We start from the raw sequence: 20,027 nt of genomic DNA, 5'->3' as shown, positions 1-20,027 counted from the left end.
GATGACCAGCCAGGACACCGCCAGCGAGGACGCGGGCGAGCAGCTCACGCTGCTCCCCGCTCCCGAGGCGGCCGCGCGTGCTGCGCGGTCCCCGGGCAAGGGTGCACGCCCGGTGGGGGCGCTCGAGATCTCGAGCGACCTGCCCGTGGCCCGCGTGGTCCTCGACCTGTCGCCTCACCACCTGGACCGCACGTTCGACTACCTGGTCCCGGCCGCGATGGCCGCAGGCGTCCAGCCCGGGGTCCGCGTCAAGGCGCGGTTCGGGCCGCAGGAGGTGGACGGGTTCGTCCTGGCCCGGGCCGAGCACAGCGACCACGACGGCCGTCTCGTGCCGCTCAAGCGCCTCGTCTCTCCCGAGCAGGTCCTCACCCCGCAGGTCGCGCAGCTGTGCCGCACGGTCGCCGACCACTACGCGGGCACGCTCTCGGACGTCCTGCGCCTCGCGATCCCGCCGCGTCACGCGCGGGCGGAAGCGGCGCCGTCGGGCGGCGAGCCCGTCGCCCCGGACGCCCCGGCGGACCCGAGCGCCGACGCCCCGGGCCCTGCGAGCGCCCCGGAGCCCGCAGGGCCCGGCGCCCGTGCGGGTGCACGTGACCTCGCGGCGCCCGCGGAGGCAGTGGACGCGCCTGCGGGCCCGGCGCGCCCCTCCGAGTGGGCCCCCTACCGCGGCGGTGCCGCGTTCCTGAACCACCTGGTCGGCGGGTCGGGCCCGCGCGCGGTCTGGACGGCCCTGCCGGGCCGCGTGGCCGACGGCGTGCCCGTCCAGGGCGCCCGGGCCGCGGGCGGGCGCGGGGCGGGCGACGAGGACCCGGCGCAGGCCGTCCAGCACTGGGCACTGGCCCTGGCCGAGGCCGTGCGCGCGACCGTGACGGGCGGGCGCGGGGCGCTCGTCGTGCTGCCGGACGCGCGGGACGTCGACCAGATGGCGCGCGCGCTCGAGCTCGCCGGCTACACGGCCCGCACGGCGCGCCAGGACGGGCAGTTCGTGCGGCTCACCGCGGACGAGGGCCCCTCGCCGCGCTACCGCAGCTTCCTCGCGGCGCTGCGGGGCGAGGTGCCGATCGTGATCGGCACGCGGGCCGCGGCGTTCGCGCCCGTCCAGGACCTCGGCCTCGTGGCGTGCTGGAACGACGGCGAGGAGACCCTCGCCGAGCCCCGCTCGCCCTACCCGCACGCGCGTGAGGTCCTCGCGCTGCGCAGCGAGCTGGAGGGGGCCGCGTTCCTGCTCGGCTCGGTCAGCCGCACGGTGCAGGCCCAGGCGCTGCTCGAGTCGGGCTGGGCCCGGGAGGTCGCGGCGCCGCGCGAGGTGCTGCGTGCGCGGGCCCCGCGGGTGCGGGCGCTGACGTCGGTCGAGCTCGCGTCGGAGGGGGCTGGGGCCGCCGCGCGCCTGCCGAGCGCGGCGTGGCGTGCCGTGCGGGACGCGCTGGGCGCCGGGCCGGTGCTGGTCCAGGTCCCGCGCGCCGGGTACATGCCCGTGGTGGCGTGCGCCCGCTGCCGCACGGCCGCGCACTGCGGCACGTGCCACGGGCCGCTCATGCTGCCCGGGCCCGGGGCCCCGCCGCAGTGCGCGTGGTGCGGGGCCCTGGCCGGGGCGTGGTCGTGCGACGAGTGCCACTGGACGGGCCTGCGCTCGGTGCGCGTCGGGTCGGGTCGCACGGCCGAGGAGCTCGGCCGTGCCTTCCCGGGCGTGGCGGTGCGCGTCTCGGGGGCGAGCGCCCCCGGCGGGGTGATCGCCGCCGTCGGGCCGCGCCCCGCCGTGGTCGTAGCGACCCCGGGTGCCGAGCCCGTGGCCGAGGGCGGCTACGCGGCCGCGCTGCTGCTCGACGCGGCGCTGAGCACCGCGCACGTGGGGCTCGCGGTCGCCCAGGACGCCCTGCACCGCTGGCTCGCGGCCGCGGGCCTGGTGCGCTCGGCGCGCGAGGGCGGCCAGGTGCTGCTCGTGGGCGACGCGGCCCCGGGGCCCACCAACGCCCTGGTGCGCTGGGACCCGGCGGGGTTCGCGGACCGCGAGCTGGCCGAGCGCCGCGAGCTCGACCTGCCGCCCGCGGTGCGGGTCGCCGCCGTCACGGGCGACCGGCAGGCCGTGGACGCGGTCGTGGCCCGGGTGGGCCTCGCGGACGCCTCGACGACGCTCGGGCCCGTGGAGGTCGCCGAGGCCGCGGGGCGACCCGCGCGCGGCGGCCCGGCGCGCGACCCGTCTCTGCAGCCGCCCGTGCGCACGATCGTGCGTGTGCCGCTGCGCGAGGGGCGCCGGCTCGCGCGCGAGCTCTCGGCCTCCCTCGCGGTGCGCTCGGCGAAGCGAGAAGGTGGGACCGTCCGCGTCCAGCTCGACCCCAAGGAGATGTTGTGAACCCCACCACGCCCCCGTCCCCGAGCGCCGACCCCGGGGGGAGCGCGCCCGCCCCCGAGATCGACACCGTGCTCTTCGACTTCGGCAACGTCCTGGTGACGTGGGACCCGTACGCGGCCTACGAGGGACGCATGGCCCGTGCCGACGTCGAGGCCTTCTTCGAGGCCGTCGACTTCCCCACGTTCAACGCGCGTCAGGACGCGGGCCGGTCCTGGGCCGACGCCCGCCGCGAGCTCGCCGAGCACCACCCCGAGCACGTGAGCACGCTCGACGTGTACACCGAGAACTTCGCGGCGAGCCTCGTGGGGCCCGTGCCCGGGACCGAGGAGGTCGTGCGCGAGCTGCGCGCGCTCGGCGTCCGGCTGTACGGGCTGACGAACTGGTCCGCGGAGATGTTCCACGAGGCCGAGCCAGCCGCCCCGGCGATCGGGCTCATGGAGGACGTCCTGGTCTCGGGGCGTGTGGGGCTCGTCAAGCCGGACCCGCGCATCTTCGAGGTGGCGGCCGAGCGCTTCGCCCTGGACCCCGCGCGCACGCTCTTCGTCGACGACTCCGTGGCGAACGTCACGGCCGCCCGGGCGCTGGGGTTCCGGACGCTGCGCTTCGAGCACGTCGAGGGGCTGCGAGCGAGGCTGCGGGAGCTCGGCGTCCAGGTCGCCACGGCCTGATCCGCGCCCTGACCCGGCCCGGGCGCTCACGCCGCACCGGGCCCCGCGCACCGCCCGGTCCGGGCCGCCCGCGGGGCATCGCCGTCCCTGCCCGTAGGGGTGCACCGCCTAGACTCGCCCCATGCGTGTGCTCTTCGCCGGAACCCCGGAAGCGGCCGTCCCGGCCCTCGATGCCCTGATCGACTCCCGGCACGAGGTGGTCGCCGTCCTCACCCGCGCCGACGCGCCCTCGGGCCGCGGCCGCAAGCTGACCCCGAGCCCCGTGCGGGTCCGGGCCGAGGAGGCCGGGATCCCGGTCATCACCGACCGGCCCCGCGGCGCGGAGTTCGTCGCCCGGCTCGAGGCCCTCGAGATCGACTGCGCACCCGTCGTGGCGTACGGGCAGATCCTGCGCCGCGAGGTGCTCGACGTGCCCCGCTACGGCTGGGTCAACCTGCACTTCTCGGTGCTGCCTGCCTGGCGCGGCGCGGCCCCCGTGCAGCGCGCGATCATCGCGGGCGACGAGGTCACCGGCGCCACGACCTTCCTCCTCGAGGAGGGCCTGGACACCGGCCCCGTGCTGGGCACCGCGACCGAGACCATCCGCCCCCGCGACACCGCGGGCGACCTCCTGGGACGCCTTGCGACCTCGGGGGCCGGCCTGCTCGTGGCCACGCTCGACGCGATCGAGGACGGCGTGGCCTCCCCGGTCGCCCAGCCCGCCGAGGGCGTCAGCACCGCCGCCAAGCTCCTCCCGGAGGACGCGCGCGTGCACTGGGCCCACCCGGCTCTCGCGATCGACCGTCAGGTGCGCGGCTGCACGCCCGCACCCGGGGCCTGGACCACGCTGCCCGACGGCGCCCGCCTGGGCCTGGGACCCGTCGCGCCGCGCCCCGACGTGCAGGACCTGGCCCCCGGCGAGCTGCGCGCCGGCAAGCGCGAGGTCCTCGTGGGCACCGGCACGCACGCGGTCGCGCTCGGCGAGGTCGCCCCCGTGGGCAAGAAGCACATGGCCGCGACCGACTGGGCCCGCGGCGCCCGCCTGGGCGACCACGTCGTCCTGGGGATCCCCGACGACACGAAGGACCACGCATGAGCGGCGAGGCACGCACCCCCGGAAGCCCCCAGCGCGGCGGGGGCACCGGACCCGACCGGCCCGGCGGCGACCGCCGCGACGCCCAGGGCCGCGAGCGCGGCGCGGCCCGCGCCCGGGGCGCGGGCCAGCGGTCGGAGTCGGCGCCCTCCCAGCGGGCCAAGGTGACCGACCCCGCGCGCAACGTCGCGTTCGACGTCCTGCAGGAGGTCGCGTCCTCCGACGCCTACGCGAACCTCGTCCTGCCGCCCCTGCTGCGCGTGCGCGGCATCCGCGGGCGCGACGCGGCCTTCGCGACCGAGCTCGCCTACGGCACCCTGCGCCTGCGCGGGCGCTACGACGCGATCGTCTCCCGGTGCGTGGACCGACCGCTCGACCAGGTCGACCCGAACGTGCTCGACCTGCTGCGCCTGGGCGCCCACCAGCTCCTGGGCATGCGCGTGGCCCAGCACGCGGCCGTCTCGGAGACCGTGGGCCTGGCCCGCGCCCGCGCCGGGGCGGGCAGCGCCCAGTTCGTCAACGCGGTCCTGCGCAAGATCTCGCGCTCGACCCTCGAGGAGTGGCTCGAGGTCATCTCCGCCGACGCGCCCGACGACGTCACGCGCCTCGCGATCACCCAGTCCCACCCCGTGTGGATCGCCCGCGCCATGCGCGAGGCACTGGTCGGCACGGGACGCTCGGCCGACGACCTGGCCGAGCTCCTCGAGGCCGACAACACCGCACCCCGGGTGACCCTCGTCGCGCGCCCCGGCCTGGTCAGCCGCGAGCGCCTCGCGGGCGAGGTCACGCACGACGTGCGCGGGGACGCCACCACGGCCCCCGGGCGCTGGGCGCCCACGGCCCTGGTCCTGTCCGGCTCGGACCCGGCCGCGATCCCCGCGGTCCGCCACGGGGCCGCGGGCGTCCAGGACGAGGGCAGCCAGCTCGTGACGCTCGCGTTCGCCGCGGTGCCCACGCTGCCCACTGCAGGCGCCGGCACCGGTGGTACGGCGGGCGACCTGCCCGGCGCAGCCAACCCCGACGAGCGCTGGCTCGACCTGTGCGCGGGCCCCGGCGGCAAGGCCGCGCTCCTGGCGTCCCTCGCGGGCGAGCAGGGCGCACGCATCGTCGCGAACGAGGTCGCCCCGCACCGGGCCCGCCTGGTCGAGCAGGCGCTCGCGGCCGTGCCGGCGGACGCGGTCGAGCGCGTGCAGGTGGGCGACGGTCGCCGGGTGGGGGTCGAGGAGCCCGGCGCGTACGACCGCGTCCTGGTCGACGCGCCCTGCACCGGTCTGGGGGCGCTGCGCCGGCGCCCCGAGTCGCGCTGGCGCCGCACCCCCGGCGACATCGCGACCCTCACGACGCTGCAGCGCGAGCTCCTCGGCTCGGCCCTGGACGCCGTGCGCCCCGGCGGCGTCGTCGGGTACGTCACGTGCTCCCCGCACCTGGCGGAGACCCAGCTCGTGGTCAAGGACGTCCTGGCCGGGCGCGACGACGTCGAGGTCCTCGACGCGGCCGCGGCCGTGCGGCAGGTCGCGGGGGACGACATCCCCCTCGCGGACCGCACCGACGTGCAGCTGTGGCCGCACGTCCACGGGACCGACGCGATGCACCTGACGCTGCTGCGCCGTCGGGCCTGAGCGCTGCCGTCCGCGGCCGTGCCGGGTGGTGAAGGCCACCCGGCCCGGCCGTTCCGCGTCTCCGCACGCGGAGCGGGTGCACTCTAGGCTGGTGCCCATGTCCGCACTCATCGCCCCCAGCATCCTGTCCGCCGACTTCGCGAACCTCGAGCGCGACCTGGGCGCGATCGCGACCGCCGACTACGCGCACGTCGACGTGATGGACAACCACTTCGTGCCCAACCTGACCCTGGGGCTGCCGATCTTCGAGCGCCTGGCCCAGGTGTCCCCGGTGCCGATCGACGCGCACCTGATGATCGCCGACCCGGACCGCTGGGCTCCCGGCTACGCCGAGGCCGGCGCCGCGTCCGTCACCTTCCACGCCGAGGCCGCCACGGCCCCCGTGCGCCTGGCGCGCGAGCTGCGCCGCCTGGGCTCGCGCGCGGGCCTCGCGCTGCGCCCCGCGACGTCGGTCGAGCCGTTCCTGGACCTGCTGCCCGAGTTCGACATGCTCCTGGTCATGACGGTCGAGCCGGGCTTCGGCGGCCAGTCCTTCATCGAGGGCACGCTGCCCAAGATCCGCCGCATCCGCGACGCCGTGTCCGAGGCCGGCCTCGACGTGTGGATCCAGGTCGACGGCGGCGTCTCGCGCGCCACGATCGAGCGCGCGGCCGAGGCCGGGGCCAACGTGTTCGTCGCGGGCTCGGCGGTCTACGGGGCGGAGAACATCCCCGAGGAGATCGCGGCCCTGCGGGCGCTCGCGGAGGGCCACGCGCACTGACGTCGTTCACATCGGTCCAGCCCGCGGGACGGGCAGGTCCGCGTGCCCGCCGTCGAACGCCGGTGTGGCATGCTGGGTGGAGACGAGAAGCCGGGCCCGGCGCGCACCTTCGGTGGGCGGGGTCCGGGCTCGACAGCATGAGCAGTACGCACACACGTGCTCCGGGGTCGGTGTAATTCCGAGCCGGCGGTGACAGTCCGCGACCCACGCCTCGGCGTGGTTGACCTGGTGGAACTCCAGGACCGACGGTGAAAGTCCGGATGGGAGGAAGTACGTGGCGGCGCGGGGCGGAGCCCTGTGCCGTGGTGTCGTGACGTCCGTGGACCCTCGGGTCCCGTGGCGTCCGCCACCCCTCACCCCGGAGCGTCGTGCTCACCGGGAGGAGGACGTATGGGCGCCAGGCCCACCCTGACGATCGACGCCGCGATGGTGCGCGCGCTCGAGCTGGCCGCGCGCGGTCCGGCGCACGGCCCCAACCCGCGCGTGGGCTGTGTCCTGCTGGGGGCCGTGCCCCGCCCGTCGGACTCCCTGCCCGACGGCGCCGCTCCCGGACCCGTGGACGACGCACCCCGGGCGGTGCTCGCCGAGGGCTTCCACCGGGGCGCGGGCACCGCGCACGCCGAGGCCGCTGCCCTGGCCGACGCCCGCGAGCGCGGCGTGGACGTGCGCGGCGCGACGGCCGTGCTGACGCTCGAGCCCTGCAACCACACCGGACGCACCGGGCCCTGCGCCCAGGCGCTGCTGGACGCGGGCGTGGCCGAGGTCGTCTACGCCGTGGGCGACCCGAACCCCGTCGCCACCGGGGGCGCCGAGCGCCTGCGCGCGGCCGGGGTACGCGTCGCCGCGGGGTTGCGCGAGGCCGAGGGCGAACGGCTGCTCGGCCCGTGGCTGGTCGCGGTGCGCCGCGGGAGCCCGTACGTGACCCTCAAGCTCGCCTCGACCCTGGACGGGCGCGTGGCGGCCCCCGACGGCACCTCGCAGTGGATCACCGGTCCGGTCGCGCGCGCGCACGCCCACCGGGTGCGCGCGCAGGTCGACGCGATCCTCGTGGGCACCGGCACGGTCGTGGCCGACGACCCGTCGCTCACGGCGCGCACCCCCGTCGCCTCGCCCGCGAGCGCCGCGCACGGTGACGAGCGGGTGGTCGGGCTGGAGCCCGGGCTTGCCGACCATCAGCCGGTGAGGGTCGCTGGTGGGGTGGCCGGGCCCGAGCCCGGGCTTGCCGACCATCAGCCGGTGAGGGTCGTCGTCGGGCTCCGTGGCCTTCCGGCGCACGCGCGGCTCGCGCCGGGCGGGGCCTGGAGGGCCGACGGGGGCGGGCCCGTGCTGCACCTGCGCACGCGCGACGTGCGGGCCGTGCTGGCCGACCTGGGCGCTCGCGAGGTGCGTCACGTCCTGGTCGAGGGCGGGCCCGGCCTGGCGACCGCGTTCCTCGCGGCCGGGGTGGTCGACGAGATCCACGCCTACCTCGCCCCCGTGCTGCTGGGGGCGGGCTTGGGTGCGGTGGGCGACCTGGGCGTGAGCACGCTCGCGGGCGCCCCCCGCTTCGTCACGCACGACGTGCGCCGCCTGGGCGAGGACGTCCTGGTCGTGGCCCGTGCCTCACCCGCTGCCCCCGCACACCATCCGAGCACCGTCCCCAGCACCACCCCCGAACAGGAGAGCTGATGTTCACCGGAATCGTCGAAGAGATCGGTACGGTCCGCGAGATCGCGTTCCCGGGCGGTCAGGAGTCCGACGCGGTCCTGACCGTGCACGGCCCCCTGGCCACCTCGGACGCGCACCTGGGCGACTCGATCGCGGTCAACGGCGTGTGCCTGACAGTGACGGGTGTGGGTCAGGACGGCACGTTCACGGCCGACGTGATGCCCGAGTCGCTGCGCCGCACCGCGCTCGGCGACCTGGCCGCCGGGTCGCCGGTGAACCTCGAGCGGGCCGTGCGGGCCGACACGCGCCTGGGCGGGCACATCGTCCAGGGCCACGTCGACGGCGTCGGCGAGCTCGTGAGCCGCACGCCGGGCGAACGGTGGGACGACCTGGTCCTGTCCGCGCCCGCGGGCCTGACCCGCTACGTCGCGGAGAAGGGCTCGATCACGGTCAGCGGCGTCTCCCTGACCGTGACGCACGTGGGCGAGACGACGTTCGGCGTCTCGCTGATCCCCACCACGCTCGAGGCCACGATCCTGGGCTCGCTCGTGCCGGGCGACCGGGTCAACCTCGAGGTCGACGTGATCGCGAAGTACGTCGAGCGCCTGCTCGGCGCCCGCGAGCCCCACGGGGACGGCGCCTCGGGCGCGAGGACCCCCTCGACCGCCGCCGACCTGCTCGGCACGAGCGCAGCACAGGAACGGGCACCGCGATGAGCACCCTCCCGGGCAGTGAAGACCCCGTCGACCCCGCCGCACGCGCCGTCCCCGCCTCGGCCCCGCACGTGGACCCCGTGCGTACCGGCACCATCGAGGAGGCCCTGGACGCGATCCGCGCGGGGCGCCCCGTCCTGGTCGCCGACTCCCCGGACCGTGAGAACGAGGCCGACGTGATCTTCGCGGCCCGCACCGTGACCCCCGAGTGGGTCGCGTGGACGATCCGTCACTCCTCGGGCTACCTGTGCGCGCCCATGCCGGCCGCGCGCGCCGACGCCCTGGACCTGCCGCTCATGGTCCCGCACAGCCAGGACCCGCGGCGCACGGCGTACACGGTCACGGTCGACGCGGCCACGGGCGTGACCACGGGCATCTCCGCGGCCGACCGGGCCCGGACCCTGCACGTCCTGGCCGACCCCGCCTCGGGCTCGGGCGACCTCATCCGCCCCGGGCACGTCCTGCCCCTGCGGGCCGTGCCGGGCGGGGTGCTGCACCGTGCCGGGCACACCGAGGCCGCGGTCGACCTGGTGCGCCTGGCCGGGGCGGGCGAGGTCGGGGGGATCGCCGAGCTCGTCAACGACGACGGCACCATGATGCGGCTCGACGACGCCGCGCGCGCCGCCGCGGAGGCGGGCCTGGTCCTCATCACCATCGCGGACCTCATCGCCTGGCGCCGCGAGCACGACCCCGTCGTGCCCGAGCACGAGGCCGCACCGAGGGCCACGCCCCGCGTGCAGGCCACGAGCGTCGCCGACCTGCCCACCGCGCACGGGCACTTCCGCGTCCACGGATACCGTGACCTTCGCACGGGGGCCGAGCACGTGGCCCTGGTGCCCGTGGCGGTGCCCGCCGGGGGAGGGGGCGCCGTCGACCCGGGGCCGGGCGCCGCGGGCGCGTCACCGCTCGTGCGCGTGCACTCCGAGTGCCTGACCGGGGACGCGTTCGGGTCGCTGCGCTGCGACTGCGGCCCCCAGCTGCAGGCCTCCATGGAGCGCGTGGCCGCCCAGGGCGGGGCAGTGGTGTACCTGCGCGGGCACGAGGGCCGCGGGATCGGCCTGCTCGCCAAGATCGGCGCCTACGAGCTCCAGGACGCGGGCTTCGACACCGTGCAGGCCAACCTCGAGCTCGGCTGGCCCGTGGACCGGCGCGAGTACGGGGCCGCGGCCGCGATCCTCACCGACCTGGGTCTGGACCACGTCACGCTGCTGACGAACAACCCGGCCAAGGTCACGGGCCTGGCCGCGCACGGCATCGACGTCGTGGACGCCCACCGGCTCGAGGTCGGGCACGGCGAGCACAACCACGGGTACCTCATGACCAAGAAGGTCGCGATGGGCCACCTCCTGGACACCCTCGAGATCACGCCCGAGCCGGCCACCGGCCCCGGGTTCGTGCCGACCGACCCCACCACACCCACCACCACCGAGGAGAGCTACCGATGAGCGGCGCAGGAGCACCCCAGATCACCGTCGACGGCACCGGGCTACGGGTCACCGTGGTCGCCGCCAGCTGGCACACCGAGGTCATGGACGGCCTCCTCGCGGGGGCCCGCCGGGCGCTCGCGGCCGCGCACGTCACGCACGTCAAGGAGATCCGGGTCCCGGGCTCGTTCGAGCTGCCCGTGGCCGCGGCGCGGGCGGCCGAGCGCGGCGCGGACGCGGTGATCGCGCTCGGCGTCGTGATCCGCGGGGGGACCCCGCACTTCGAGTACGTGTGCTCGGCCGCGACCACGGGCCTGACGGACGTCTCGGTGCGCACGGGGGTCCCGGTGGGCTTCGGGGTGCTCACGTGCGACGACGAGCAGCAGGCGCTGGACCGTGCGGGGCTGCCCGGCTCGCGCGAGGACAAGGGGGCCGAGGCCGTCGAGGCGGCCATCGCGACCGTCGTGGCGCTGCGCGACCTCTGAGGTCTGCTCCGGCGGGTCGTCGGCGGGTCGTCGACCCCTGGCGACATCCGGCGACGCTGTCGTCGACGGGCCCGTCGGCCGGGCGCGGGACCGACGGGTGACCGGTGGGCGGGACGGTTGGGCCCGCCGGTCACGGGGCGACTACCCTGGTCGGGTGAAGACGTTCGAAGGGCTGTTCGCCGAGCTCACCGAGAAGGCCACCACCCGACCCGCCGGTTCCGGCACGGTTGCGGAGCTGGATGCCGGTGTCCATGCGATCGGGAAGAAGATCGTCGAGGAGGCCGCCGAGGTGTGGATGGCGGCCGAGTACGAGGGTGACGACAAGACGGCCGAGGAGGTCTCCCAGCTCCTGTACCACGTGCAGGTGCTGCTCCTGGCCAAGGGCCTGACCCTGCAGGACGTGTACAAGCATCTGTGAGCCCGGCCAGGTCCGGGTCCAGGGGGAGGCGCACGGGGGCTCAGGCACCCGGGTCGCTTCCCTCACGCATGTCCGTCGTCCGCAGTCGTCCACCGTCCGTCCCTGCGCGCCGGCCGTCGCCGGCGCACCGACCGGGTGATCGGTCGTCCTGACCGCCCCGTTCCCCGAACTCCCCAAGAAACGCGAGGATCTCGTGCTCCGCATCGCCGTTCCCAACAAGGGCTCCCTGTCCGAGCCCGCCGTCGACATGCTCCGCGAGGCCGGCTACCGCCAGCGCCGCGACACCCGTGAGCTCGTGCTCGCGGACCCGGACAACGACGTCGAGTTCTTCTTCCTGCGCCCGCGCGACATCGCGGTGTACGTGGGCACCGGCACGGTCGACGCCGGCATCACGGGCCGCGACCTGCTGCTCGACTCGGGGGCCGCGGCCGTCGAGCACATGCAGCTGGGCTTCGCGGGCTCCACGTTCCGGTACGCGGCCCCCGTGGGCACCATCACGTCCCTCGACCAGGTCGAGGGCCTGCGTGTGGCCACCTCCTACGAGGTCCTGGTGGAGAACCACCTGCGCGCCAACGGCGTCACGGCCTCGGTCGTGCACCTGGACGGCGCGGTCGAGTCCGCGGTCCAGCTCGGCATCGCCGACGTCGTCGCGGACGTCGTGTCCACGGGCACGACCCTGCGCGGGGCGGGCCTGGAGGTCTTCGGCGACCCGATCCTGAAGTCCGAGGCCGTCCTGATCCGCCCGGCCTCGGTGAGCGACGACGCGGTCTCCGCGGGCCTGGAGACGCTCACGCGCCGCCTGCTGGGCGTCCTCACGGCCCGTCAGTACGTCCTGATGGACTACGACGTGCCCGCGCACCTCGTCGAGGCCGCGGTGGCCCTCACGCCCGGCCTGGAGTCCCCGACGGTCTCCCCGCTGCACGACCGCGACTGGGCGGCCGTGCGCGCCATGGTGCGCCGCGACCAGACGAACAAGCTCATGGACGCCCTCTACGAGGTCGGGGCGCGCGCGATCCTCGTGACCTCGATCCACGCCTGCCGGCTCTGAGACCACGGGCCGCCCTGCCCGGCGACCGTTGCCCGGTGCCTCGACGCGTCGTCCTCGCGCGGGGTCACCGGGCATCGTCGTTCCCGGATACCCCCGCGGCCCCGGCCGGGCCTGGTGAGCGCCCGGGGCGCCCTGCGCACGAGCGCGGGGTCCGCACCCCGCGCGGCGCTCAGCGCCCCGGGCGCTCGTCGCCGGCCAGCACCTGGTACATGGCGTGGTCCTGCCAGCGGCCCGCGATCTGCAGGTAGCCCGGGGCCAGGCCGTACCGGGTGAACCCGTTGCGTTCGAGCACCCGCTGCGAGGCGGTGTTGTGCACGAGGGTCTCGGCCTGCACACGGTGCAGACCCAGCGGCCCGAACGCGTGGTCGACCATCTCTCCCACGGCCGCGGTCGCCAGGCCCCGTCCGTTGTGCGCCTCGTCGACCCAGTAGCCCAGCGCGCACGAGCGCAGGGCTCCCCGCACGATCCCCGAGGCGATGATCCAGCCGACGACCCGCCCGTCCTCGGTCACCACGACCCGGGCCGCGACGTTCCCGGCACGTTCCTGCGCGAGCGCCGCGGCGACGCTCGCGTGCTGGCCCGCGAGGGTGAACCACTCCTCGGGTCGCTCGGGCTCGAACGGGGCGAGAAACTCCCTGTTGGTGCGCAGGAGGTCGGCCAGGGCCGAGGCGTCGTCGGGGTGCAGGGCACGGGTGGTGGGCACGCCCCATGGTCCCTCACCCGGCGACCGCGTCCCGCGGCGAGGTCACGGGGTGGACCAGGCCCGCACACTGGGCGTCGACCCGGCCTCGCGCACGGGGGAGGATGGAGGGGTGAGCAGCCACGTCGCACCGGCCGCCGGAGAACTGCCCGGCGACCCCTACGCCCCCTTCCGGCCCCGTTGGGGCACCGCGGTCGCCTACACGGCCGCGGTCGTGATCCTGGCCGGGTGCACGTTCGTCGCCCTGGTCGCCACCGGGCCAGGAACCGACTCGGGGTGGAACAAGGCCGCCACGATCGGTGTCGGGGCGTTCTGCGCGCTGATCCTGTGGCGCCTGGGACAGGTCCGGGCCACCGTGACCCCCGAACATCTCACGGTCCACAACATCGTCTTCACCCGCCGCCTGGAATGGGCCGAGGTCCTCTCCGTGCGCTTCGGCCCCGGCGACCCCTGGGTGCGCCTGGACCTCTCCGACGGCAAGGCGCTCGCGGTCATGGGCATCCAGCGTGCGGACGGGGCGCGGCGCAGCGAGGACGAAGCCGCCCGCCTCGCGGCCCTCGTCCAGGCCCTGGGCGAGGCGCCCGAGGACTGACGCGGCGCCGTCGGGCGTCCCGCAGCCCGGCCCCCGCTCCCGTTCCCGCGCACCGCCCCGGGTCCCGGGAACGCGTGAGGGCCCCCGGAACCTGACGGTTCCGGGGGCCCTCACGTCGTGCTCAGCGGCCCGTGGTCAGGCCGAGCGAGAGATCAGCGCTCACCCGTGCGGTAACGGGGAGCCTTGCGCTCGCCGCCACGCTCGGGACGCTCGTCGTAGCGACCGGCCGGGCCGTGGCCCGAGTAGCCGCCCGAACGGGGAGCGGAGCCACCGGCGCGCGGGGCACGGCTGCCCTGGGGCGCGCCCTGGTCGACCTGGATGCGCAGCGACTTGCCGGCGACGCGCGCCCGCGAGATGCGGTCGATCGTGGCCGAGTCGAGCGGCGTCGCGATGTCCACCAGCGAGAAGCTCGGGAAGATGTCGATCTTGCCGAGGTCCTTGCCGTTGAGGCCACCCTCGTTCGTCAGGGCCCCCACGATGCCCGACGGCTGGGCGCCGTGCGTGTGCCCGACGGCCAGGCGGTACCGGGTGCCCACGGCGTCGCGGCGGATGCCACGCTCGCCGCCACGCCCACCCTCACGCGGACCGCGGGAGTCACGGTCACCGTAGGGACGCGACTCGCGCTCACGGCGGGCGTTCTTGGCCTCGGCACGCTGCGCCTCGAAGAGCTCCTGCTCCTCGCGGGCCTTGGGACCGTCGTCGCCGACCGACAGGGCGACCAGCACGGCCGCCAGGTCGATGGGGTCCACGTCCGACTCGGCGACGTACGCCGCGACCTGGTCGCGGTACATCGACAGGCGACCGGCAGCCTGACGCTCGGCGACCTGACCCAGGATGCGGCGCGCCTTGTGCGCGGACACGTCCGCGGGGGAGGGCACGTCGACCTCCTCGAGCGTCGCGCGGATCGTCTTCTCGATGAACTTCAGACGGTTGCGCTCGCCCGGGGTCACGAAGCTCAGGGCCTCGCCCGTGCGCCCGGCACGGCCCGTGCGACCGATGCGGTGCACGTACGCCTCGGGCTCGCCCGGCAGGTCGAAGTTCACGACCAGGCCGATGCGGTCCACGTCCAGGCCGCGCGCCGCGACGTCCGTCGCGACCAGCACGTCCAGGGCGCCCGAGCGCAGGCGCTCGACGATCTTCTCGCGGTCCTTCTGCGCCACGTCACCCGAGATCGTGGCCGCCGAGATGCCGCGCTCGACGAGAGCCGAACCGACCTCCTCGGCCGCACCACGGGTACGGGTGAACACGATCGCCGCGTCGGCGTCCGAGGTCGCGAGCACACGCACCAGGGCACCGGTCTTGTGACGGAACGGCACCACCGAGTACGTCTGACGCACCGACGTGACCGTCGAGGACTGACGCGTGACCGCGATCTCGACCGGGTCGTTCAGGTGCTGGGCGGCCACGCGACGGATCGGAGCCGGCATCGTCGCGGAGAACAGGGCGACCTGACGCTCGCGCGGAGCCTGACCGAAGATCTTCTCGACGTCCTCGGCGAAGCCCATGCGCAGCATCTCGTCGGCCTCGTCCAGCACCAGGTAACGGATGTCGTCCAGCACCAGGCTGCGACGCTCCAGGTGGTCCATCACGCGGCCAGGGGTCCCGACGACGATCTGGGCGCCACGCTGCAGCGCACGCTGCTGAGGCTGGTAGGGGGAGCCGCCGTAGACCGCGACGACCTCGATGCCCGGCACGTGCTTGGCGAACGACTCGATCGCCTCGGCGACCTGCATCGCGAGCTCACGCGTCGGAGCCAGGACCAGGCCCTGGACACGACCCAGGTTCGGGTCGATCGCAGCCAGCATCGGCAGACCGAACGCGGCCGTCTTGCCCGTACCGGTCTGGGCGACGCCCGTGATGTCACGCCCCGAGAGCAGCGCAGGGATCGCCCGCTCCTGGATGGCGGAAGGAATGGTGAAGCCCAGGTCCGTCACGGCCTGGAGGATGTTCGTGGGCAGACCGAGGTCCGCGAACGTGGGGCCCGACTGCTCGGCAGGAGCCGGCGTCTGGGCCGCCTCGACCTGGTCCTGGGCGTACGAGGGCGCAGAGGTGTCAAGAGACATAGAGATGTGTTCAACCGTTTCGCTGAGGGTGGGAGTTACGCGTGGTTGCCAAGTCGGCTCTCCACTGGCCGCACTCCCGAACACACACCGGTGACTCGCCCGCGCCAAGAAGCGGCGGGCCACACTCACACGAACACGCGGGAACAGCGACGAACTCCAGATTGTGCTGCCAGTCTACGCGACGCCCGTCCCCAGCAGGGGCCGAGCACCGGTGACCTCCACCACAAGCCCCCGGAACGCCAACGGACGCAGACAAAACCAGCACACGCACAACGCCCCGCGCCCGCGCCGAGTTCCGCATTGCCGTTGTCACACACACCACGTCCCACACAAAACATGCCAAACCCGGAAGAACACCCCGAGCAACACCGTAAATGCCCCACCACACCGCCCCCACGCCCCTAGGATGACCACCCGTAGGATGAAGACGGACAAGCGATGCGCAAGACGCAGTGAGCAACGGACGGTGGGCGTGGCAGCAGGGCAAGAGGTCAGCTCGCGCATCCTCACCATCCCCAACGCCATCAGCTTCCTCCGGCTCGCCCTCGTCCCCCTCTTCGCCGTCCTCATCGTCCGCGGCGACGACGCCTGGGCGCTCGCGGTCCTGGCGATCTCCGGGGCCTCGGACTGGCTCGACGGCGTCCTCGCGCGACGCCTGAACCAGGTCACCAAGCTCGGGCAGGTGCTCGACCCGGCAGCCGACCGGCTCTTCATCTTCGTGACGCTCCTCGGCCTCGCCTGGCGCGACGTCGTGCCGCTGTGGCTCGTGCTCGTCATCGTGGCCAGAGACCTCACGCTGCTGGCTCTGCTGCCGGCGCTCACGCGCCACGGGTACGGTCCGCTGCCCGTGAGCTTCGTCGGCAAGGCGGCGACGTTCGCGCTGCTCTACGCCTTCCCTCTCCTCCTGCTCGCCGAGAGCCCCGGTGCGCTGGGGGCCACGGCCTCGATCATCGGTTGGGCGTTCACCTGGTGGGGGGTCGGTCTCTACTGGCTCGCCGGGTTCCAGTACGTCCGCCAGACCCGGCAGCTCCTCGCCCCCAGCAACCGCCCCGACCCCCAGGACACGGCCGCAGGATGACCCACGCTCCCCGCAACGACGCGCCCGCACCCCGCCGCCCTCCACGGGTCGACGCCTCGATGACCTTGCTGACCGAGGTCATGGACCGCCCGCTCGACCCCGGCTACGCGGAGGCCGCCGCGCGCCGCGCGAGCGGCCAGGAGCAGTCGAAGGGTCCCCGCGCGTGGCTCCTGGTCGTGACGTTGGGCGTCCTGCTCGGCTTCGTCACGACGACGGCCACGGTCGACCTCCGGGCTCCCCAGGGGTCCGCGATCACCGCCCGACAGGTCCTCGAGGACGAGATCACCGACCGACGGGAGGCCGTCGACGATCTCACTGCGCGCGCCACGGCCCTCAGCGAGGAGACCGAGGCCCTCCAGACCCAGGCGCTCTCCGACATCGACCCTGCCCTCCTGGAGTCGCTCAAGGTCGACGGAGTGACGAACGGTTCGATCGCCGTGACGGGACCGGGGATCGTCGTGACGCTCAAGGACGCGCCGGCGGGGCTCGGCGCGTCCGACGAGGACTCGTTCCAGAAGAAGGTCCAGGACATGGACCTCCAGCACGTCGTCAACGGCCTCTGGGCCTCGGGAGCGGAAGCGATCGCCATCAACGGGCAGCGTCTGACCCCGCTCAGCGCCGTGCGCAGCGCGGGCGAGGCGATCCTCGTGGACCTCCAGCCCTTGATCGGCCCGTACCGCGTCGAGGCGATCGGAGATCCCGACACCCTCGAGACCACGTTCGCCCGGTCGGCCGCGCAGGACTACCTGATGACCATCAGCCAGGCCTGGGGCATCCAGCAGAGCCGCGTCGCGCAGAGCAAGCTCTCGCTCCCGGGGAACGGGGTACAACGCCTGTACTACGCGCACGCCGTAGACTCCACCGCAACCGGGGGCGACGAGCCCGCGGGCACCGACAGTTCACCCGCAGAGCAGGAGAGCACGGAATGATCGCAGTCGTCGGACTGGTCCTGGGCGTCGTGGCGGGGCTCGTGCTCCAGCCCACCGTGCCCGTAGCGCTCCAGCCCTACCTGCCCATCGCGGTGGTCGCCGCGCTCGACGCTCTCTTCGGCGGCCTGCGTGCCATGCTCGACGGACTGTTCGACGACAAGGTCTTCCTCGTCTCGTTCCTGTCCAACGTCGTCGTGGCGGCGCTCATCGTCTTCCTCGGCGACCAGCTCGGCGTGGGCACGCAGCTCTCGACGGGCGTCGTCGTCGTCCTCGGCATCCGCATCTTCTCCAACGCCGCTGCCATCCGCCGGCACCTGTTCAAGGCGTAGGCCCCGCGATGGCTCAGCACCCGACGCCCGACGACGCAGCTCTGCCCGAGGACTCCCCGGTCGACGAGACCCCGCAGGACGAGACGCCGCAGGACGGCACCGTGGCAGAGGCGGCCGAGCCCATGCCCGCCACGGACGAGGCCACGGTCGCGGACGCGAACGCGGCGGAGGATGTCGAGCCCGACGTCCCGGCGAGCGACGTCGTGGTGCCGGACGAGGCTCCCGAGCCCGTCGAGGTGGTCGAGCCTGAGTCGCCCGTGGCGGTCGTCGGCGCGTCCGACGTGCCGCAGGACGATGCTCGCGAAGACGTCGCGACCGACGACCCGGGCACGATCGGCCACCTGCCGGACCCCGCGCCGACGACCCCGGCACCCGGGACGGTCGCCGAGGTCGGCGCACGGGCCCCCGCAGGGCAGGCTGCCGACACGGACCACGGTACCGAGGAGGCGCTTGCGGCCACCGGTGCCACCGAGGTGGTTCCCGCCCCGCCCGGGACGACCAGTGCGCCCGCCGAGGCCGCAGCGCCGGGCGGGGGAGACGCCGTCGGGCAGGACGCCCCGGTCGAGCCGCAACCCGCCCCGCGCCCACGCCCGACGGCGCACGGTCGCCACGAGGCGGCCGCGTCGCCCCCTGCGGACGCTCCGGGAGGGTGGTCCAAGCTCGGGCACGCGATGCGTCCCCAGCTCACGCGCTCCAAGCTGCTCGCAGGTCTGCTGTGCGCGCTGCTCGGTTTCGCGCTCGCCGTCCAGGTGAGCCAGACGCAGGAGCAGCAGCTCTCGTCGTTGCGGCAGAGCGACCTGGTGCGTCTTCTCGACGAGGTCACGCAGCGCGCGAACGAGCTCGAGGAGCGGGTCGCGACGCTCCAGTCGACGCGTGACGAGCTCAAGTCGGGATCGGGCCAGCAGCAGGCGGCCCTCGAGCTGGCGCAGAAGCAGTCAGAGTCCCAGGGGATCCTCTCGGGCCGGCTGCCCGCCGAGGGCCCGGGGATCGAGCTGTCGATCGTCGAGCCCGGCCAGCCGCTCTCGGCTCCCAAGATGTTCAACATCCTCGAGGAGCTGCGCAACGCGGGAGCCGAGGTGGTCGAGGTCAACGGCGTCCGCCTCGTCACGAGCAGCTACTTCGAGGACAGGGACGGCGGGATCGTGGTCGACGGCCAGAAGATCACCTCGCCCTACCGGTGGACCGTGATCGGTGACCCGTCGACGCTCGAGACGGCCCTCGAGATCCCTGGCGGGGCCATGGCCACGGTCCGGACCGCCGGCGCAGTGCCGACGATCACCCAGGAGGAGCTCGTGACGGTCGACGCGACGCGTGAGCCGCAGGCTCCGCGGTTCGCGACCCCGGTCCCCGCCGAGGACGGCAGCTGACCCTCGTCATGCCTCCTGACGTGCACGGATTCTTCTCTCGGACCCGTCCGTCGGGGTAGGTTGGTCGCGTTGGAGGGCATTCTCCGCCTCACCGCGTTCCCTGTACCCGGGGGACCGGTAGGTGTAGTAACTTCCCCCCAAGGTATTTTGCTCTGAATGCGTAAAAACTCCCGAGGAGGCGAGATGACCACTCCAGGTGAATCTGCGGAGCCGCGCCGGGGAGGCAGCGATACGACCGTCACGTTCGGACGAATCGAGCTTCCGATCGACGACGGCCTGCAGCCGGGCAGCCTCACTGCTGAGGAACAGACCGCCATCTCGGCGCTGCCGCGCCATTCTGCGTTGCTCGTCATGCAGCGGGGACCTGCCGTCGGCTCGCGCTTCCTGCTGGACGCCGACCGGGTCGTCGCGGGCCGCAGCGAGCACGCTGACATCTTCCTCGACGACGTCACGGTCTCGCGCAAGCACGCCGAGTTCGTGCGCGAGGGTGGACAGTTCGTCGTGCGTGACATCGGCTCCCTCAACGGGACCTACGTGAACCGCAACCGGGTGGACGCCGTGGGCCTGGTGACCGGTGACGAGGTCCAGATCGGCAAGTACCGCCTGACCTTCTACGCCAGCCCCGTCCTGGACGAGCCCGCGGGCCCGGCGGAAGGCGCGGCAGAGCACCCGTGAACCAACCGGCACGTTCCCCCTGGGGACACGAAGACCGGTTCGGCGGGGCCGGTGCGCACGCCGCGCGGGCCCTGGCGGACCACGAGGTCG

At 74.6% G+C, this 20,027-nt stretch carries 19 protein-coding genes and 1 riboswitch; of the genes, 17 read left to right on the top strand and 2 right to left on the bottom strand.

Going from position 1 to position 20,027, the window contains the following annotated elements; all coding sequences use genetic code 11:
* Position 1 precedes the first annotated feature (1 nt).
* From ACIPWA_RS09510 to hisG, 11 genes are all read left to right on the top strand, one after another.
* Complete coding sequence (locus ACIPWA_RS09510; protein ID WP_400289731.1) at positions 2 to 2,350, top strand: primosomal protein N'; 2,349 nt, start codon at positions 2 to 4, stop codon at positions 2,348 to 2,350.
* Positions 2,347 to 3,018, top strand: a complete 672-nt coding sequence (locus ACIPWA_RS09505) for an HAD family hydrolase (RefSeq protein WP_400289729.1) — start codon at positions 2,347 to 2,349, stop codon at positions 3,016 to 3,018. The genes ACIPWA_RS09510 and ACIPWA_RS09505 overlap by 4 nt, the downstream gene beginning before the upstream one ends.
* 121 nt (positions 3,019 to 3,139) lie before the next feature.
* Positions 3,140 to 4,093: a methionyl-tRNA formyltransferase gene (gene fmt, locus ACIPWA_RS09500; protein WP_400289728.1), complete on the top strand. Its 954-nt coding sequence runs from the start codon at positions 3,140 to 3,142 to the stop codon at positions 4,091 to 4,093.
* Positions 4,090 to 5,709 carry an RsmB/NOP family class I SAM-dependent RNA methyltransferase gene (locus ACIPWA_RS09495; protein ID WP_400289726.1) on the top strand — a complete coding sequence of 540 codons (1,620 nt, stop codon included), beginning with the start codon at positions 4,090 to 4,092 and terminating at the stop codon, positions 5,707 to 5,709. Before fmt ends, ACIPWA_RS09495 begins: the two co-directional genes overlap by 4 nt.
* Before the next feature lie 97 nt (positions 5,710 to 5,806).
* A complete protein-coding gene (rpe, locus tag ACIPWA_RS09490) occupies positions 5,807 to 6,469 on the top strand; it encodes a ribulose-phosphate 3-epimerase (protein WP_400289725.1) in 663 nt (220 codons plus the stop codon).
* A 152-nt stretch (positions 6,470 to 6,621) separates the two neighbouring features.
* Positions 6,622 to 6,747: riboswitch (FMN riboswitch) on the top strand.
* A 112-nt stretch (positions 6,748 to 6,859) separates the two neighbouring features.
* Entirely contained in the window at positions 6,860 to 8,137 is a 1,278-nt protein-coding gene (gene ribD, locus ACIPWA_RS09485) for a bifunctional diaminohydroxyphosphoribosylaminopyrimidine deaminase/5-amino-6-(5-phosphoribosylamino)uracil reductase RibD (protein ID WP_400289723.1), read from the top strand.
* Complete coding sequence (locus tag ACIPWA_RS09480; RefSeq protein ID WP_400289721.1) at positions 8,137 to 8,832, top strand: riboflavin synthase; 696 nt, start codon at positions 8,137 to 8,139, stop codon at positions 8,830 to 8,832. Before ribD ends, ACIPWA_RS09480 begins: the two co-directional genes overlap by 1 nt.
* The gene (gene ribB, locus ACIPWA_RS09475) at positions 8,829 to 10,274 is read left to right on the top strand and encodes a 3,4-dihydroxy-2-butanone-4-phosphate synthase (RefSeq protein WP_400289720.1); all 1,446 of its coding nucleotides are present in this window, start codon (positions 8,829 to 8,831) and stop codon (positions 10,272 to 10,274) included. Before ACIPWA_RS09480 ends, ribB begins: the two co-directional genes overlap by 4 nt.
* Positions 10,271 to 10,738 carry a 6,7-dimethyl-8-ribityllumazine synthase gene (gene ribH, locus ACIPWA_RS09470; protein ID WP_068626553.1) on the top strand — a complete coding sequence of 156 codons (468 nt, stop codon included), beginning with the start codon at positions 10,271 to 10,273 and terminating at the stop codon, positions 10,736 to 10,738. The genes ribB and ribH overlap by 4 nt, the downstream gene beginning before the upstream one ends.
* Positions 10,739 to 10,892: 154 nt before the next feature.
* Positions 10,893 to 11,156 (top strand): phosphoribosyl-ATP diphosphatase, encoded by a 264-nt coding sequence (locus tag ACIPWA_RS09465; protein WP_056651951.1) that lies wholly within the window; start codon positions 10,893 to 10,895, stop codon positions 11,154 to 11,156.
* Between the two features lie 193 nt (positions 11,157 to 11,349).
* Positions 11,350 to 12,204, top strand: a complete 855-nt coding sequence (hisG, locus tag ACIPWA_RS09460) for an ATP phosphoribosyltransferase (protein WP_068626554.1) — start codon at positions 11,350 to 11,352, stop codon at positions 12,202 to 12,204.
* Positions 12,205 to 12,373: 169 nt separating this feature from the next.
* On the opposite strand, the gene ACIPWA_RS09455 is transcribed toward hisG, so the two are convergent.
* The gene (locus ACIPWA_RS09455; RefSeq protein ID WP_400289718.1) at positions 12,374 to 12,907 is read right to left on the bottom strand and encodes a GNAT family N-acetyltransferase; all 534 of its coding nucleotides are present in this window, start codon (positions 12,905 to 12,907) and stop codon (positions 12,374 to 12,376) included.
* Positions 12,908 to 13,016: 109 nt separating this feature from the next.
* Here ACIPWA_RS09455 and ACIPWA_RS09450 point away from each other — a divergent pair, with 109 nt between their 5' ends.
* Positions 13,017 to 13,496 carry a PH domain-containing protein gene (locus ACIPWA_RS09450; RefSeq protein WP_400289717.1) on the top strand — a complete coding sequence of 160 codons (480 nt, stop codon included), beginning with the start codon at positions 13,017 to 13,019 and terminating at the stop codon, positions 13,494 to 13,496.
* Positions 13,497 to 13,648: 152 nt separating this feature from the next.
* Here the strand turns inward: ACIPWA_RS09450 and ACIPWA_RS09445 are convergent, their stop codons facing one another.
* Positions 13,649 to 15,559, bottom strand: coding sequence for a DEAD/DEAH box helicase (locus ACIPWA_RS09445; protein WP_400289715.1), 1,911 nt, complete (start codon positions 15,557 to 15,559; stop codon positions 13,649 to 13,651).
* Between the two features lie 472 nt (positions 15,560 to 16,031).
* Between ACIPWA_RS09445 and ACIPWA_RS09440 the strand changes: the two genes are divergently transcribed.
* The 5 genes from ACIPWA_RS09440 (at position 16,032) to ACIPWA_RS09420 (ending at position 19,937) form a co-directional block, all read left to right on the top strand.
* Positions 16,032 to 16,637 (top strand): cardiolipin synthase ClsA, encoded by a 606-nt coding sequence (locus ACIPWA_RS09440; RefSeq protein WP_068626560.1) that lies wholly within the window; start codon positions 16,032 to 16,034, stop codon positions 16,635 to 16,637.
* Positions 16,634 to 17,566 (top strand): DUF881 domain-containing protein, encoded by a 933-nt coding sequence (locus ACIPWA_RS09435; protein WP_400289713.1) that lies wholly within the window; start codon positions 16,634 to 16,636, stop codon positions 17,564 to 17,566. Before ACIPWA_RS09440 ends, ACIPWA_RS09435 begins: the two co-directional genes overlap by 4 nt.
* Positions 17,563 to 17,895 (top strand): small basic family protein, encoded by a 333-nt coding sequence (locus ACIPWA_RS09430; protein WP_056651935.1) that lies wholly within the window; start codon positions 17,563 to 17,565, stop codon positions 17,893 to 17,895. Before ACIPWA_RS09435 ends, ACIPWA_RS09430 begins: the two co-directional genes overlap by 4 nt.
* An 8-nt stretch (positions 17,896 to 17,903) precedes the next feature.
* On the top strand, positions 17,904 to 19,262 hold the full coding sequence (locus ACIPWA_RS09425; protein WP_400289710.1) for a DUF881 domain-containing protein: 1,359 nt from the start codon (positions 17,904 to 17,906) through the stop codon (positions 19,260 to 19,262).
* 183 nt (positions 19,263 to 19,445) lie between these two features.
* Positions 19,446 to 19,937, top strand: a complete 492-nt coding sequence (locus tag ACIPWA_RS09420) for an FHA domain-containing protein (protein ID WP_400289708.1) — start codon at positions 19,446 to 19,448, stop codon at positions 19,935 to 19,937.
* Positions 19,938 to 20,027: the final 90 nt, after the last annotated feature.

This window comes from Oerskovia enterophila, from assembly GCF_044748475.1.
Taxonomy (GTDB): domain Bacteria; phylum Actinomycetota; class Actinomycetes; order Actinomycetales; family Cellulomonadaceae; genus Oerskovia; species Oerskovia enterophila.
Note: the sequence above shows the minus strand (reverse complement) of the source record. Positions and strands in the feature narration are given on the sequence as shown.

Bases quoted from the DNA above. Each gene is read 5' to 3' on its own strand.
- ACIPWA_RS09510 (WP_400289731.1), top strand. From the start codon at position 2: ATGACCAGCCAGGACACCGCCAGCGAGGACGCGGGCGAGCAGCTCACG.
- fmt (WP_400289728.1), top strand. From the start codon at position 3,140: ATGCGTGTGCTCTTCGCCGGAACCCCGGAAGCGGCCGTCCCGGCCCTC.
- ACIPWA_RS09495 (WP_400289726.1), top strand. From the start codon at position 4,090: ATGAGCGGCGAGGCACGCACCCCCGGAAGCCCCCAGCGCGGCGGGGGC.
- rpe (WP_400289725.1), top strand. From the start codon at position 5,807: ATGTCCGCACTCATCGCCCCCAGCATCCTGTCCGCCGACTTCGCGAAC.
- ribD (WP_400289723.1), top strand. From the start codon at position 6,860: ATGGGCGCCAGGCCCACCCTGACGATCGACGCCGCGATGGTGCGCGCG.
- ACIPWA_RS09480 (WP_400289721.1), top strand. From the start codon at position 8,137: ATGTTCACCGGAATCGTCGAAGAGATCGGTACGGTCCGCGAGATCGCG.
- ribB (WP_400289720.1), top strand. From the start codon at position 8,829: ATGAGCACCCTCCCGGGCAGTGAAGACCCCGTCGACCCCGCCGCACGC.
- ribH (WP_068626553.1), top strand. From the start codon at position 10,271: ATGAGCGGCGCAGGAGCACCCCAGATCACCGTCGACGGCACCGGGCTA.
- ACIPWA_RS09445 (WP_400289715.1), bottom strand. From the start codon at position 15,559: ATGTCTCTTGACACCTCTGCGCCCTCGTACGCCCAGGACCAGGTCGAG.
- ACIPWA_RS09435 (WP_400289713.1), top strand. From the start codon at position 16,634: ATGACCCACGCTCCCCGCAACGACGCGCCCGCACCCCGCCGCCCTCCA.
- ACIPWA_RS09430 (WP_056651935.1), top strand. From the start codon at position 17,563: ATGATCGCAGTCGTCGGACTGGTCCTGGGCGTCGTGGCGGGGCTCGTG.
- ACIPWA_RS09425 (WP_400289710.1), top strand. From the start codon at position 17,904: ATGGCTCAGCACCCGACGCCCGACGACGCAGCTCTGCCCGAGGACTCC.
- ACIPWA_RS09420 (WP_400289708.1), top strand. From the start codon at position 19,446: ATGACCACTCCAGGTGAATCTGCGGAGCCGCGCCGGGGAGGCAGCGAT.